This window comes from Shinella sp. BE166, assembly GCF_051201095.1.
Taxonomy (GTDB): Bacteria; Pseudomonadota; Alphaproteobacteria; order Rhizobiales; family Rhizobiaceae; genus Shinella; species Shinella lacus.
Map to the genome: position 1 here is coordinate 116,959 of NZ_JBPEHL010000011.1, position 13,405 is coordinate 130,363.

Sequence of the window (13,405 nt, forward strand, 5' to 3'; positions counted from 1 at the left end):
TTCTCAATTTAAATTAGTGAATGCTTATGTTATGAACGAAATCGGAAAAATGGCCGGCCAGACAGTCCTTCCATTCCCCGGTTACATCGGATTTTCCGCTGTAGATGGAAGACCAGCCTGTCCCAGCGGGCAGAACATGCTGCTGAACTTTCACGCCCGATGCCTTCAGGCGGTCGGCATAACCCTGCGCTTCGTCGAGCAGCGGATCGTCCGCCGCCGACAGCACGAGTGCGGGGGCCAGGCCCGAAAGGCGCGAACAGAGGCTGGGGGCCGCATAGGGGTGGCACACACCGCCGCTCAGATAGTGGCTCCAGCCATCGGACCAGCGCTCGCGCATGCCGATCGCATCGGCATTGCGGAAGGATGTGGTGCCCATGAAGGGATCGAGCAGCGGCGAGATAAGCACCTGGCCGTCAAGCTCGTTGGCAAAGTGGTCGCGCGCCTTGAGCGCCACGCCGGCTGCGATATTGCCGCCGGCTTCCTCGCCGCCGATGAGCAGCGCCGACTTGCGGTCGCCGAGGCCGGCGCGCTTCTTGGCGAGATAGGAAAACACCTCGAAGCCCACTTCCAGCGGTTGCGGGAAGACGCCGCCACCCGGCGCGTTGTAATCCGGCACGGCAACGATGGCGCCGGTCGCAGCCAAGGTTTCGGCAAGCGGGCAATGAACGATGCCGGAGGTCAGGAAGGCGCCGCCGTGGAAATAGAGCAGGATCGGCGCGCCCTTGGCGAATTCCGCACCCTGATAGACGCGCACCGACACGGGGCCGCTGGCCACCTTGTCGAACGTCATATCCTTGATTTCTACGGGCATCGTTTTCGTCCTTGCCCCGGCTTGGAAATACAATGGGGCCTCACCATTTATATCGTAATTGATTTCACCCAGATAAGTGTGGGAAAACTGACTTCACTATCCAAATTTTCGAACAATAGTGCCTTACAACGTGGGAATGTTCCATGGATCAGCTTTCAGCAATGCGTGCCTTCCTCCGCGTGGTGGAGATGGGCAATTTCACCCGCGCCTCCTCCGCGCTCGGCATGCCCAAGGCGACGGTCAGCAATCTCATCCAGAATCTGGAGACCCACCTCCAGACCAAGCTCCTGAACCGCACCACCCGGCGCGTGATGGTGACGACCGACGGCGCTCTCTATTATGAGCGGGCGATCCAGATCGTCACCGAGATCGACGAGCTGGACGGTAGCCTCTCCCATTCGCGCACCAATCCGAGCGGCCGGCTGCGCGTCGAGATGGCCGGCGCCTTCGCCGACCTGCTGGTCATTCCGGCGCTCGGTGACTTCCACGACAGCTACCCCGATATCCATATCGACCTCGGCGTCGGCGACCGGACGGTAGATTATCTGGCGGAAAACGTCGACTGCGCGTTGCGCGGGGGGGCGCCCGGCGACCAGTCGCTGATCGCCCGCCGCATCGCCGAGATCGACGTCACGACCTGCGCGGCCCCCAGTTATATAGAGACCTTCGGCATGCCGCAGCACCCCTCGGAGCTCGAATCGGTCCACCATTGCGTGAATTATTTCCTGGCGCAGACCAACCGCACCATGGCCTTCGAATTCGAGCGGGACGGCGAGAAGGTCGAGATCAACAGCCGCTACCTGCTGGCCGTCAACGACGCGCGCAGCTACCTCGCCGCCGCGCTCTCCGGCCTCGGCATCGCCCCCCTGCCACGCTTCATGGCGACGGAAGCGCTTGCCAGCGGCCAGCTCGTGCCGGTGCTGCCCGGCTGGCGCTCGGAGCCGATCCCGCTCTACATCGTCTACCCCCCGAACCGCCACCTCTCCAACAAGGTCCGCGTCTTCGTGGATTGGCTCGTGCGGCTGTTGGCGCGAACGGAGTTGGGTGCGCCGGCGGTGAAGGGTGCCCGGCAGTAGGTTGCGGGTGTGGCTCACCCCCCTCTGTCCTGCCGGACATCTCCCCCACAAGGGGGGAGATTGAATCGCGGCTATGTCCCGCCTATCGCTACGTTGCAAATGAAGAGATGCGCGTGCCCCAAACCAATCTCCCCCCTTGTGGGGGAGATGTCCGGCAGGACAGAGGGGGGTGCAGCGTGCACCCCGCTCAAGACGCCCCGTTCACCGATTCCGTATAATACTCGTCATAAAGCTGCCGATACTTTTCCGCCCCGCCAAAGTCGCTGTAGCGCGGCAGCACGGCCATGTCGGTCTTGTTGAGCACCACGCCGAGCACCTTTGCCTCGATGCGGTTTTCCGCGGCGAGCAGGTCACGCACCAGCGCGGAGGGGGTCCGGCCCCATTCCACCACGAAGACGAAACCATCGGCCAGCGGCTCGAAGGCCTTGGCATCGACGACGGGGCCGAGTGGTGCGAGATCGACGATGACATAGTCGAAGGCCTTGCGGACCTCGGCGATGAGCCGCTTCATGCCGGGCGAGGAGACCAGTTCATTGGTGTGGTGCAGCGCGCCGCCGCTGGAGCGCAGCGCGATCGGCAGCACGGCGAGCTTGGTCTGGCGGTCGATCTTGATCGCCTGGTTCCAGGGGATTTCGCCCAGAATCGTCTCGACGAGGCCGGCCTGCGGGGTGGGCTTCAGCATGGCGCTGAGGCTCGGCTTGCGCAGGTCCGCGTCGATCAGCAGCGTACGCTTGCCGCTTGCCGCGAGCAGTGCCGCGAAATTGGTCGCGACGGTGGATTTGCCCTCGCCCGGCAGCGCCGAGACGACGCCGATCACCCGGCTTTCCAGGCCTTGCAGCATCACATCGCTGGCGAGCTTGGCATTGCGCAGCGTCTCGGCAAAGGCCGAGCGCGGCGCATCCAGCACAATGCGCGTCATGCGTTCGAGGGGGATGACCTCCTCTTCCTCCGGCGGCCCGTGTTCGGTCTTGACCACCTTGGCGCCGATCATCGCCGGCTTGCGCTTCTTCTGCCCGCCGACCAGCGGCAGGTAGCCAAGCGGCTTCAGCCCGAGAACGGTGCGGATATCGCCCTCGACGCGGAAGTAGCGCTCCCGCATTTCCTGCACGAAGGTCAGCGCGCCGCCCGCCATTAGGCCCAGCACCAGCGACAGGCCGATCACCATCGTCCGGCTGGGGCTCGACGGCGAGACGGGCACGCCGGCGTCCGAAATGACACGCGCCTTGGCGATGGGGAAGGACTGTTGCTGCGAGGCCTGCTCGTAGCGGCTGAGATAGGATTCCGACAGCACCTTCAGCGCCGTCGCCTTCTGCTCCAGTTCGCGCAGTCGCACCAGCGAGCGGTTGGCCACCGCATTGTTGCCGGCAACCTTCTCGATGCTATCACGCAGCGAATCCTCGCGCGAGCGCGCGACCTCGTATTCGTTACGGTAGCTCGCGGTCAGCTGCTGAAGCTCCTGGAAAATCTGCCGGGTAAGGTCGGCCTTGTCGGTGCGAAGGGCGGCCGCCTGCGGATGGTCCGCGCCAAAATTCTGGGTGATCTCCTGCTCTCGCTTGACGACGGAGATGTAGCGGCTGCGCAGGTCCTGGATCAGCGAATTGTCGGTGGTCTTCGTCGGGATCGTCGCATTGTCGACGGCCTTTTCGGCGCCCTGCTCGATGATCGCCTTGAACTGGTTGTAGCGCGCCGAGGCGCTGGCCGTATCGGCCTGGGCGACGATGAGCTGGCTGTTGAGATCGGAAAGCTGCTGTTCCGACATCAGCTCGCCGCGCGCCGAGGTCAGCCCGTTGTCGTTCCTGTAGCGCTCCACTTCAAGGGCGGCCGCCTGGGCGCGGCCCTGCAGGTCCGTCAGGCGCTCCTGCAGCCAGATCGTCGCCTGTTCGGTCGCGTCGAAATTGGCGTTGAGCTGGTCTTCCAGATAGGCGTCGGCATATTTCTTGGTGATACCGGCGGCAAGCTGCGGATCGGACGAACGGAAGGAGACGGCGACGACGGAGGAACGCGCCACGCGCTCGACGGTCAGCGCCTGCTGCAAGAGTGCGGCCGCCTTCTGGCGCCGGCCGTTCAGCAACGCTTCTTCCGAGGGTGCCGGCGAGGTCGAGACGAGCGAGGTCAGCGACTTCACCCAGCCCTTGGCGATCGACACGGGCGATTGCGGCGGGTTGAGGATGATCTCGTTGTCGGCAAGGTTCAGGTCGTCCACCACGCGCAGCGCCATGCGCCCCGATTTCAGGATCTCGACGGCGCTCGAAATGCGCATGTCCGCCTGCTGGCTGCTCTGCGGCGAGGGTTCGGTGTCCTCGGCATAACGCGACAGGTCCTCATCGAGCAGCACCTGCGTCTGCGAGGTGTAGATCGGCGTCGCGAAGACGAGATAGGTCACGCCCAGCGCCACGGCGAGCGCGACGGAAAGCGCGATCAGCCGGGCATGGCGGGCGAGAATGGCCAGCAGGCGATTGAGGTCGATGAAGGAATCGGACGGATCCGGTTCCCTTCTGAAAACACTGCTGTGCGGCACGGTGCGTTGATGCATGGGGCTCCGTTCTGCCTTTCGGCTCGGTGGGTGCTTGCGTCCTCCCGCAGGCGAGGATGCCGGGTCGAGCCGTATCGGCCCGGCATCCCTAATGTCAGGCGGCGCGCACGCCGCCCTCATGGGCCATCACCAGGTCGCGCAGCGACTGGTAGACGGCGGCGCCGATATCCGGCCGCGACAGCGCGAAGGCGACATTGGCTTCGATGAAGCCGTGCTTCGAGCCGCAATCATAGGTCCGCCCCTCATAGACATGGGCGTGGAAGGGCTGGGCCTGCGAGAGCTTCAGCATGCTGTCGGTGAGCTGGATCTCGTTGCCCGCGCCGCGCTGCTGGCGGGCGAGGTGATCAAAGACCTGCGGCTGGAGGATGTAGCGGCCGTTGAGGAAGAAGTTCGACGGCGCCTCTCCCGCCCGCGGCTTCTCCACCATATGAGTGACGGCAAAACCGTGGCGCACGGCGTCCCCCTTGCCGACGATGCCATATTGCGAGGTGTCTTCCGGCGCGCATTGCTCCACGCCCACCACATTGCCGCCGACCTCGTTGTAGAGGTCCATCAGGCCGGACAGGCAGCCGCGCGGGCCAAAGGAGATCATGTCAGGCAAAAGCAGCGCGAAGGGCTCGTCGCCGATCACGTCCCGCGCGCACCACACCGCATGGCCAAGGCCTAACGGCGCCTGCTGGCGGGTGAAGCTCACGGAGCCCGCCGCCGGCAAGAGCCGGCCGAGTTCGCTCACCTTGTCGTCCTTGCCGGATTTCTCCAGCGAGGAGATCAGTTCCGGCGTGTCGTCGAAATGGTCCTCGATGACCTGCTTGTTGCGGCTCGTGACGAAGACGACATGTTCGATGCCGGCCTCGCGGGCCTCGTCGAGGGCATATTGCACGACCGGGCGGTCGACGATGGTCAGCATTTCCTTCGGCATGGCCTTGGTGGCCGGCAGGAAACGCGTTCCATTGCCGGCAACGGGGATGACGGCCTTGCGGACGGTCTTGGTTCGCTCCATGGCATTTTATCCTTTGTTCTTGAGCGCCAGGTCTTGCGCTGTCGATGGGGAGGGAGCCGCGCGGGGCGCGGCCATCGTGCGATGGGACGATGGGGCCGTGAGACGGCGCCATCGGGCGGCGATCGGCATCTTCAGATGCCGGAGCGCGACGGGATCGCCGAGCGCCACCTTGAGGGCAGGCCCGAACGAACGATTCTTGAGGTGCTGGATGAGCGCCAGGAAGGCGCGCGTTTCTTCCAGATTGCGCGTGCGGCGGCGCTGTGCGGCGGCATCCGCCCCTTCGAGTTCAAAGCGCGCGAGAAACCGCCCGTCGCCGGCCAGCATGGCATCGACATGGTGAGGGTGCAGCACGCGCGAAATCGAGCCTTCGCGGATGTGATAGGTGTAGCCCACTTCCGGCGCGACCACGCATTTGCCGCCGGCGGCAAGCGTCGAGGCGAGCAGCAGGTAGTCCTCGCCGATGCGCAGCGCCGTATCGAAGGAGAGCTGGTTTTCCTCCAGGAAGGCCCGGCGGAACATCGGCTTCATGTAGCCGAAATTGTGCGTGCTCTGGAAAATCAGGTTGGAATCGATGAAGTCGGCGAGCGTCAGGTAGGGCGTGCGGGCAAGCAGGTCTTCCGCAAACATCCGCTCCACTTGGCCATCGAGGGTGAGCACGTCGAGATTGTCGACGGCGACGGCGGCATCCTCGCGCTCGGCGAGATCGACGAGGCGGCGAAGCCGGTCTGGCCGGATCGTGTCGTCGGAATCGAGCACCGCGATCCATTTTCCGCGCGCCGCGGCAAAACCCGCATTGCGCGCGCCGCCGGGGCCGAGATTGCGATTGAGCGCGATGAGCTGCACGGCGGGCTCAACCAGCGAGGCGACGACCGCGCGTGTCTCGTCGGTGGAAAAATCGTCGACGACGAGGATCTCCACCGCCACGTCGCGCTGGGCGAGCGCGCTTTGGATGGCGCGTTCGATCGTGTCGGCCGCATTGTAAGCGGCGATGACGACGCTGACCTCGGGCATTTCCATCATCGGGCGGTTGCCTCCACGGTTCCATAAGGTTCGATAGCGCGGGCGCCGAACAGGCCGCCGACAGCGCCGGCATGCAGCAGGCCGCGCAGGACAAAACGATTGCGCCGCACCGGCAGGAGAACGAGGGCCGCCGCGCCGGCAAAGCAGATGGCGCATTTCGCCGCCGCCAGCGCCGCCGCGGTAAGGCGCGCAAGACCTTCATGCCGTTCGGCGAGGAGGCGGCCATGGGTCTGGCCCATGCGCAGCCGGCGCTGGGCGAGCCAGGCGAAACGGGCGCGATTGGCGGGCACCGGCTCCTGCACCCAGGCCTCTTCGGCAAAGGCGATGCGGCCGCCGCCGGCATGCACTGCGTCGAAGAAGGCGGTGTCCTCGCCGCCGCTGCGCCCCAGCGCCAGGTCGAAGCGCCGGCCGGCGAGCGACGGCGCGGCAAGGCGCATCAGCACGTTGCAGGTGTAGCCGGTGCGGATCTCGCCACCGACCCAGACGGGCAGGGTGGAATGAAAGTCGCCGCGCCGCATCCAGCTTGGCGCATCGGCGGCGTAAACCGCCCGGACCGGCCCCAGCACCACGTCGGCACCGCTCTTTTCCGCCTCGGCGAGCAGCCGGTCGAGCCATTGCGGCTCCACCGTCTCGTCGTCGTCGACGAAGGCGATGAAATCGGCATCCGCATGATCGAGGCAGGCATTGCGGGCAATGGAAATATTGCCGGCCGGGCAATGCACATAGGCGATGTCCATCGGCAATTGCGCTTCCGCGACGCGGGCACGCGCGCTCGGCTCGACGTCGTTGTCGGCGACAATGGCGCGCAGTTGCACGCCCTGCGGCACGGTCAGTCGGGCGAGCGAGGCCAAGGTCTCGCTCAACGCCTCGCGCCGGAAGGTGCAGACGGCGATGTCGATGCGCGTCATGTCGCGACCCTCCGCTGGCGGATATCCAGGAGTTCGCGCCAGAAACCGGCGGACCAGGCGAAATGCATGATCATCGCCGAGACGGCGGCGAGCGGGCCATAGGGGTTGCGCTGGCCGAGCGCCATCCACGCGCCATAACCCAGGCAGGCCGCCGCCCACAGCACCACCGGCACCGCCGCCAGCCAGTTGATCGCCGCAAGCGCAGCACCCACGGCGACGGGCGCCACCATCAGCGGGATCATCTGCCGGATGCTCGGACGCGAACGATGTTTCAGGAAGTTGCGCGCCCGGCCGCGGCCGTAGCGGAAATATTGCTTGAAGAGCAGCGAGGCGCTGGCGCGCGGATAATAGATCATGCTGGTGCGCGCCGTCATCCAGATGCGGTAGCCGGCCTTGGCCAGGCGGAAATCGCATTCGGCGTCTTCATTGGCGTTGAACGTCTCGTCATAGCCGCCGACCGTGCGGAAGGCCGAGATGCGCATCAGCGCGTGGTGGCCGTGGTCCACCCAGTGGCTTTCGGCACCCACGCGGTGTTTCGCCCCGCCATTGCCGAGCACGGAATTCTGCGCCACGGCGGTCGCCTTCTGGAACAGGCCGAAGCCGACGGTCTGCATGGCGACGACGACGGAATCCGCCCCGGTCGCCATGGCCTCCTCGACCAGCACGCGGCAATAGTCCTCCGGATAGGTGCCATGCGCGTCGATGCGGATGAGGTAGTCGTGATCCATGCCGAAGGTCGCGACGGCGAGGTTGACGGCAGCACTCTGGATGCGCTTCGGATTGTCGATCACGCGCATGTTCGGCACGCTCGCGGCAAGGCTTGCGGCGATCTCCCGCGTGCCATCCGTGCTGCCGCCATCCACCACGACCAGCGTCGCGGAAAGCTCGTTCAGCGTCGGTTCGAGCTGGCGGACCAGCGGCTCCAGGTAACGGGCCTCGTTGAGGCACGGGATCACGATCAGGCAACGCACGGACGTTACAGCGTCAACGGTCATGGCAATCCACCTTGTCGATGTGGGAGGGGTTTGTGACGAGGGAGGGAATGGGATGCGCCACCGGCTGCACGCCCGGCTGGCGTAGAGCGGCGAGGCGCTGGACGAAGGCGGTGCAATCGGCGCGATCGACGATCCAGGGCCGGGGACCGAGGGCGACGAGATGGGCGTGCAGCGCCCGGTAGGCGCTGTCGTCGAAGGCCGAGAAGCGGGCGATCAGGGTTTCGAGCCGGGCATCGTCGAGCGTGATGGCGACGCCGCGCTCGCCTGCCAGCCGCGCCGTCTCGGTGCCGGACAGCACGATCGGCAGGGCGCCGTGGCGGCAGCCTTCGTAGAGCCGGTTGGGCAAAAGCCAGTGCGAATTCTGCCCCTCCTCGAAGAAATCGATCGCCCAGGCGAAATCGACCTCGGCATAGATGCCTGCGAGGTCTTCCGGGTTGCGATAGGGGCCTTCGAAGCGGATGAACGGTTCGCGGGCAACGAGCCCGTCGAAATCCTCGAATTCCGAACGCGCCGGCCGACCGCGCAGCACCACTTCGAAGCGCCCGTCCATGCGCCGGGTGAATTCGGAGAGCAGGGCGAGCGACTTGCGGCAGCGGATCGCGCCGAACCAGCCGATGCGCCAGGGCTGACCTTCCGTCCTTGTCCGGGCCGGCGGGCCGGCCTCGCTGCGGTCGAGCTCCAGCACCTGGTTTTCCAGCAGATGCGTCGGCGCGCGGATGCCGGAGAGCGGCTTGAAATAGTGTTCCACGAAGGCCGGCGAACTGGTGACAAGCAGTTTTGCCCGCCTGCCGAAATGGCTCTCCGCCGCCCGCAGCGCCCGGCCGACGGCATCTTTGCGCAGGAGCAGGCGATGCACATCGAGGCACTCATAGGCCACCGGCACCGCGCCGCCGAAATGCGCCGCCGCCCGGCCGGCAAGTGCCAGCATTTCGAGGTTGCGCGCGAGAATGACGTCCGGCCGCGCCATGCCGCCGAACCGCCGGCCGAGCGAGGCGGAAGCCCCCACCACCGCAAGCAGGCGCTGGGCAAACTGCGCGTCCTTGGTAGCGCCAAGCTCCACCGGCGCGATGCCCTCGATATCGGCCAGCCGGTTTTCACCGCGGCGGAAGCCGGCCAGCACCACCTCGGCGCCACCGGCCTGCAACATCAGCACCCGGCGGCGCACCGCCGGGTCGGAAAGGTCGTGGACGAGATACAGGACACGCAGCATCGGCACGATCCGATCAGTTCAGCAGGCAGGCGACGGAATCGGAAAACTGGCAGGCGTCCCCCTCCGCGGTGAAGGCCACGCGCTCGACTTCCAGCTTCGTCGGGCCGGCAAAAGCGAACTTGCCCATCCAGCCGGAGAGCGTGTCGGTGCCCCAGAGCGAGAGGAAAATCTTCTGGGCGTTGTCCGGCAGCGCCTTCGGGTCGGTCACCTCGTGCACCAGCGCGCCGTTGACGTAGTAGCGCAGGCGCTCCTTCTGCCAGACGAAGGCATAGTCGTTGAAATCGGCGTCCGCGCCGCCAGCCACATCCACCAGCTTCTCGTTGCCGCCCTTGCCGGCGACATACTGGTTGAGCTGCACGCGCGCCGTGTTCTTGCCGAGCACCTCGAAGTCGATCTCGTCATGCGCCTTCTTGTCGGCCGGGCCGATATAGCTGAAAAAGGCGGAGTTCAGGCCCGGCCCGGTGGCGGCTTTCATGCGCACCTCATAGGTGCCGTAGCCGAAGCGTTTTTTCGTCTGCACCTCGCCGCAGGCATAGTCGCGCTCGCCGAGTTTTTTGGCGTCGAACGAGAGCTCCAGCTTGCCGCCCGTGACGGCGACCTGGTCCTTCGACCAGGTGCAGTTCTGGTGCGCGCCGTTGTTCCAGCCGTCGGAGACATACCAGATCGCCTTGTCGAGCGTGTCGAACTCTTCCACGAAGGACGTGCCGTTGGCGCCTTCCTGCGCGGCGAGCGGGCCGGCGGCGGCAAGGGCCGCGATAAGCGCCGTGGCGCTGAGCGTGTGTTTCATGGGTCACCTCCGTTGCGCGATGGAGCCGGCAGGCTTCATCGGCGGGTGGGGCTCTGTGGCGAGCCGTTTCGGACCGCCGAGACGGCGTCCGGTGAGGATGGCGTGCAGCGACGGCAGAAAGCGCCGCGCCGCGGAATGGGTCGCGACGAGGATGGCGAGTGCGAGGATGGGGCTTGCGGCGTAGAACAGCGGGTAATCGGCAATGCCGAGCCGGTTCCAGACCATCCAGAACAGGATGAGGAGCGGATAGTGCCCGCAGAAGATCCAGAAGCTGAGACCGCCCATGCGCGACAGCGCCTGTCCCGCATTCGTGCGGATCAGCAAGGCCGAAAGCGCCCAGGCGCCGAAAATGCCGGCAATCGCGGCGAGGCTGCGCAGCATGTCGAGCCAGGCCGGGAATTCCGGACCGAAGGCATAGAGCGCCAGCGACAGGGCCACCGCCATGGCCAGAACCGCGGCCACGACCGGGGCGGCGAAGCGGTCGAGGCGCTTGATATCGACACGGTGCAGGGCCATCGCCACGCCGAAGCTGAAGCCGAACAGGATGGATTTTTTCAGGAAAATGCCGTTCGGCAGCGGCAGCACCGCATAGGCCAGCATCAGCGCCAGCACGGTGCGCGGATAGTGCCGGATGGCAAGCGCGATCAGCGGCGACAGCAGCAGGCAGAGCAGCAGGTCGCGCAGGAAATAGAGCGGGATGTTGATCGGCCAGGTCTCGATGGCAAGGGCGAGGTTCATCCAGTCGCGCGGCGTGGCGTTCACGACATCCGGCAGGTAGCCGAAGCCGATGCCACGCGACTGCGCGGCATAGACCAGCACGAGGAAGGCGGTATTCCACAGCAGGAACGGCACGAGGATGGTCGAGGCCTTGGTGCGCAGCGTCTTGCGATAATCGAAGGCCTGCCAGCCGCGGTGGAACAGCAGGAAGCCGGAGATCGCGCTGAGGCACGGCACGCCGATGCGAAACAGGCTGTCGGCCAGGAACACGCGCAGCCAGTCGAGCCCGCCGAACTGGCCGAGATAGGGACTGGTCGCGGGATCATAGGGAACATGCACGAAGATGATCCCGGTAATCAGCACGATGCGCATCATGTTGATGCGCGCGGAAACGGTCGCGTCGATATCCACGGTGTATGTCACCCCTCTAGTGGGCCGTTCCCCCCGGACGGCCATTCAAACAAGAGCAGACTCGAGCCTACGGGAACCGAGTGTGGGTGACGGTACGGAAGAAAATATGGCAACGCAGCAAATTTTCGTGATCGTTTGGTTGCATTGCAGCATAGGCGATGTGGACGGACGGTCCGGAAAAGTGTCGTGAACGGCGCCGCCGGGGAAGTTCAGGCGCTAGTCCACCAATACTTTGCATAACATTCGAATATACTGATCTATCTGCAATTGCTGGCTGCAAGGACCCCGAAACTTTTTTCGATCTGCTTAATCGATTTATGCGGCCGCGACGGTGAATCGGGCCGGGCGATGCCGAATTGGGGCAGGGTCAGGGCAATGCGGCAGCGGGCGCCGCCTTGGGACGGCGCACGAGATCGACGAGTTTTCTGATGAGCGGGCGTTCGGTCAGGAGCACGAGCACCGTGTAGATCACGCCGCCGAGCGCGATGCCGAGGCCGACCTGCAACACCGGGTGAAAATGCTGCGCGAGATAGTGCTCCAGCGCGTAGCGCACGGCGAGCGCCGTCAGGGCGGCGGTCAGCATCGGGCGGATCGAGCGGTAGAAGCCGGAGAGAAAAGGCGTGCCGTCGGCGCGGAACACCACCCAGGAATAACCGACGAGGATCGCCGCATTGACCAGGCAGAGCGCCACCATCGCCTCGATCAGCGTGCCGTTATAGGCGCCATAGGCGACGGCGGCGGTGGTGACGATCGCGCGGCCGACCGCCCACCAGAACAGCGCGCCGCCATGGCCGGAACCCTTGAGATAGGGGATGAAGGTGCTGCACGGCGTGAGCAGCCCCTTGGAAAGCGCCAGCAGCCCGAGCACCGGCCAGGCGGCCGCCCATTGCGGGCCGAAGAGCAGCAGCATGGAGGGTTCCGCCAGCGCCCAGAGGCCGAACATCATCGGCGCCAGCAGCAGCGTCGTCACCTGCGTGCTCAGCATCAGCGCCTGCGAGCGGCGTTCGCGGTCGTGCATCATGGCGCTGAAGGCGGGGAAGAGCACGCCCATGACGCCCGACAGCACGACCTGGTTGGGAATGCTGGAAAAGCGGTTGGCGGCGGAATAGGCGCCGGCATCGGCAAGGCCGAGGAAACGCGAGATGACGACCATCGGCGACTGGAAGGTGACGAAATTGGCGATTTCCGAGCCCATCAGCCCCAGGCTGAAGCGCGCCAGCCGCACCACGCCGGCGAGGCGAAAACGAAAGCGCGGCAGGTAGCGCGACACGAAGAACAGGCCGGCAAGGCGGATGACGCCCGACACGAACAGCTGCGCGACGAGCGCCCAGACGCCGAAACCGGCAAGCGCCAGGATGACAGCGGCAATCGCCGCGATCGATTCGGAGATCATGCTCCACAGCGCATCCTTGCTGAACTGCATGCGCCGCGCGACCAGCGCATAGGCGACGTCGCCGGCAAGCTGCAAGGGGATGAGCAGGCACATCAGGCGCAGGAGATAGGCGGCGTCCGCCGCCCCGAACCAGCCGGCGAGCGGCTCGGCCCAGATGTAGAGCCCCGCCGCCATCAGGCAGGCGAAGGCGAGATTTGCCCAGAAAACCGAGTGGATCGTCTCCTCGTCCTCGTTCGGTTCGAGGATCAAGGCGGAGGCGAGACCGGCCCCGCCGATCATCGCCAGGAACTGCACGACGGCGAGCGCCACGGCCACCGCGCCGAACTCTTCGGGCGTCAACAGCCTTGCCAGAATGGGCACCGTGACAAATTTAAGCCCGAATGTACTTGTCTTGGATAGGACGCTCCAGCCGACGTTTCGGGTAACCGACTTCGCGTTGACGTGCTGGGACATGGCGGATTCCTGCTGCAAAAAGGAGCTTTGACGAGACCAAAAGCCTGCGCCGGAAACGGCCGCGCCCCGGTGGGAGGAGACCAGACGAAAC

At 65.5% G+C, this 13,405-nt stretch carries 11 protein-coding genes; 1 reads left to right on the forward strand and 10 read right to left on the reverse strand.

Features of this window, described 5'->3' with window-relative positions:
* Positions 1 to 13: 13 nt before the first annotated feature.
* On the reverse strand, positions 14 to 811 hold the full coding sequence (locus J2Y63_RS23900; protein ID WP_435268122.1) for an alpha/beta hydrolase fold domain-containing protein: 798 nt from the start codon (positions 809 to 811) through the stop codon (positions 14 to 16).
* Positions 812 to 954: 143 nt separating this feature from the next.
* Here J2Y63_RS23900 and J2Y63_RS23905 point away from each other — a divergent pair, with 143 nt between their 5' ends.
* Complete coding sequence (locus tag J2Y63_RS23905; protein ID WP_435268123.1) at positions 955 to 1,887, forward strand: LysR family transcriptional regulator; 933 nt, start codon at positions 955 to 957, stop codon at positions 1,885 to 1,887.
* A gap of 187 nt (positions 1,888 to 2,074) precedes the next feature.
* Here the strand turns inward: J2Y63_RS23905 and J2Y63_RS23910 are convergent, their stop codons facing one another.
* The 9 genes from J2Y63_RS23910 to J2Y63_RS23950 all read right to left on the reverse strand — a co-directional run bounded on the left by J2Y63_RS23910 (position 2,075) and on the right by J2Y63_RS23950 (position 13,314).
* On the reverse strand, positions 2,075 to 4,420 hold the full coding sequence (locus tag J2Y63_RS23910; protein WP_435268124.1) for a polysaccharide biosynthesis tyrosine autokinase: 2,346 nt from the start codon (positions 4,418 to 4,420) through the stop codon (positions 2,075 to 2,077).
* 94 nt (positions 4,421 to 4,514) lie between these two features.
* Complete coding sequence (locus J2Y63_RS23915) at positions 4,515 to 5,420, reverse strand: UTP--glucose-1-phosphate uridylyltransferase (RefSeq protein ID WP_435268125.1); 906 nt, start codon at positions 5,418 to 5,420, stop codon at positions 4,515 to 4,517.
* Positions 5,421 to 5,426: 6 nt separating this feature from the next.
* The gene (locus J2Y63_RS23920; RefSeq protein WP_435268126.1) at positions 5,427 to 6,440 is read right to left on the reverse strand and encodes a glycosyltransferase family 2 protein; all 1,014 of its coding nucleotides are present in this window, start codon (positions 6,438 to 6,440) and stop codon (positions 5,427 to 5,429) included.
* On the reverse strand, positions 6,437 to 7,348 hold the full coding sequence (locus tag J2Y63_RS23925) for a glycosyltransferase family 2 protein (RefSeq protein WP_435268127.1): 912 nt from the start codon (positions 7,346 to 7,348) through the stop codon (positions 6,437 to 6,439). The genes J2Y63_RS23920 and J2Y63_RS23925 overlap by 4 nt, the downstream gene beginning before the upstream one ends.
* The gene (locus J2Y63_RS23930; RefSeq protein WP_435268128.1) at positions 7,345 to 8,343 is read right to left on the reverse strand and encodes a glycosyltransferase family 2 protein; all 999 of its coding nucleotides are present in this window, start codon (positions 8,341 to 8,343) and stop codon (positions 7,345 to 7,347) included. The genes J2Y63_RS23925 and J2Y63_RS23930 overlap by 4 nt, the downstream gene beginning before the upstream one ends.
* Positions 8,333 to 9,553 carry a glycosyltransferase gene (locus J2Y63_RS23935; protein ID WP_435268129.1) on the reverse strand — a complete coding sequence of 407 codons (1,221 nt, stop codon included), beginning with the start codon at positions 9,551 to 9,553 and terminating at the stop codon, positions 8,333 to 8,335. Before J2Y63_RS23935 ends, J2Y63_RS23930 begins: the two co-directional genes overlap by 11 nt.
* 13 nt (positions 9,554 to 9,566) lie before the next feature.
* Positions 9,567 to 10,340, reverse strand: a complete 774-nt coding sequence (locus tag J2Y63_RS23940) for a glycoside hydrolase family 16 protein (RefSeq protein WP_435268130.1) — start codon at positions 10,338 to 10,340, stop codon at positions 9,567 to 9,569.
* A gap of 3 nt (positions 10,341 to 10,343) precedes the next feature.
* Positions 10,344 to 11,462 carry an acyltransferase family protein gene (locus J2Y63_RS23945; RefSeq protein ID WP_435268222.1) on the reverse strand — a complete coding sequence of 373 codons (1,119 nt, stop codon included), beginning with the start codon at positions 11,460 to 11,462 and terminating at the stop codon, positions 10,344 to 10,346.
* A gap of 373 nt (positions 11,463 to 11,835) precedes the next feature.
* A complete protein-coding gene (locus J2Y63_RS23950; RefSeq protein ID WP_435268131.1) occupies positions 11,836 to 13,314 on the reverse strand; it encodes a lipopolysaccharide biosynthesis protein in 1,479 nt (492 codons plus the stop codon).
* Positions 13,315 to 13,405 lie beyond the last annotated feature (91 nt).

Bases quoted from the DNA above. Each gene is read 5' to 3' on its own strand.
- J2Y63_RS23925 (WP_435268127.1), bottom strand. From the start codon at position 7,348: ATGACGCGCATCGACATCGCCGTCTGCACCTTCCGGCGCGAGGCGTTG.
- J2Y63_RS23935 (WP_435268129.1), bottom strand. From the start codon at position 9,553: ATGCTGCGTGTCCTGTATCTCGTCCACGACCTTTCCGACCCGGCGGTG.
- J2Y63_RS23950 (WP_435268131.1), bottom strand. From the start codon at position 13,314: ATGTCCCAGCACGTCAACGCGAAGTCGGTTACCCGAAACGTCGGCTGG.
- J2Y63_RS23900 (WP_435268122.1), bottom strand. From the start codon at position 811: ATGCCCGTAGAAATCAAGGATATGACGTTCGACAAGGTGGCCAGCGGC.
- J2Y63_RS23905 (WP_435268123.1), top strand. From the start codon at position 955: ATGGATCAGCTTTCAGCAATGCGTGCCTTCCTCCGCGTGGTGGAGATG.
- J2Y63_RS23910 (WP_435268124.1), bottom strand. From the start codon at position 4,420: ATGCATCAACGCACCGTGCCGCACAGCAGTGTTTTCAGAAGGGAACCG.
- J2Y63_RS23930 (WP_435268128.1), bottom strand. From the start codon at position 8,343: ATGACCGTTGACGCTGTAACGTCCGTGCGTTGCCTGATCGTGATCCCG.
- J2Y63_RS23915 (WP_435268125.1), bottom strand. From the start codon at position 5,420: ATGGAGCGAACCAAGACCGTCCGCAAGGCCGTCATCCCCGTTGCCGGC.
- J2Y63_RS23920 (WP_435268126.1), bottom strand. From the start codon at position 6,440: ATGATGGAAATGCCCGAGGTCAGCGTCGTCATCGCCGCTTACAATGCG.
- J2Y63_RS23940 (WP_435268130.1), bottom strand. From the start codon at position 10,340: ATGAAACACACGCTCAGCGCCACGGCGCTTATCGCGGCCCTTGCCGCC.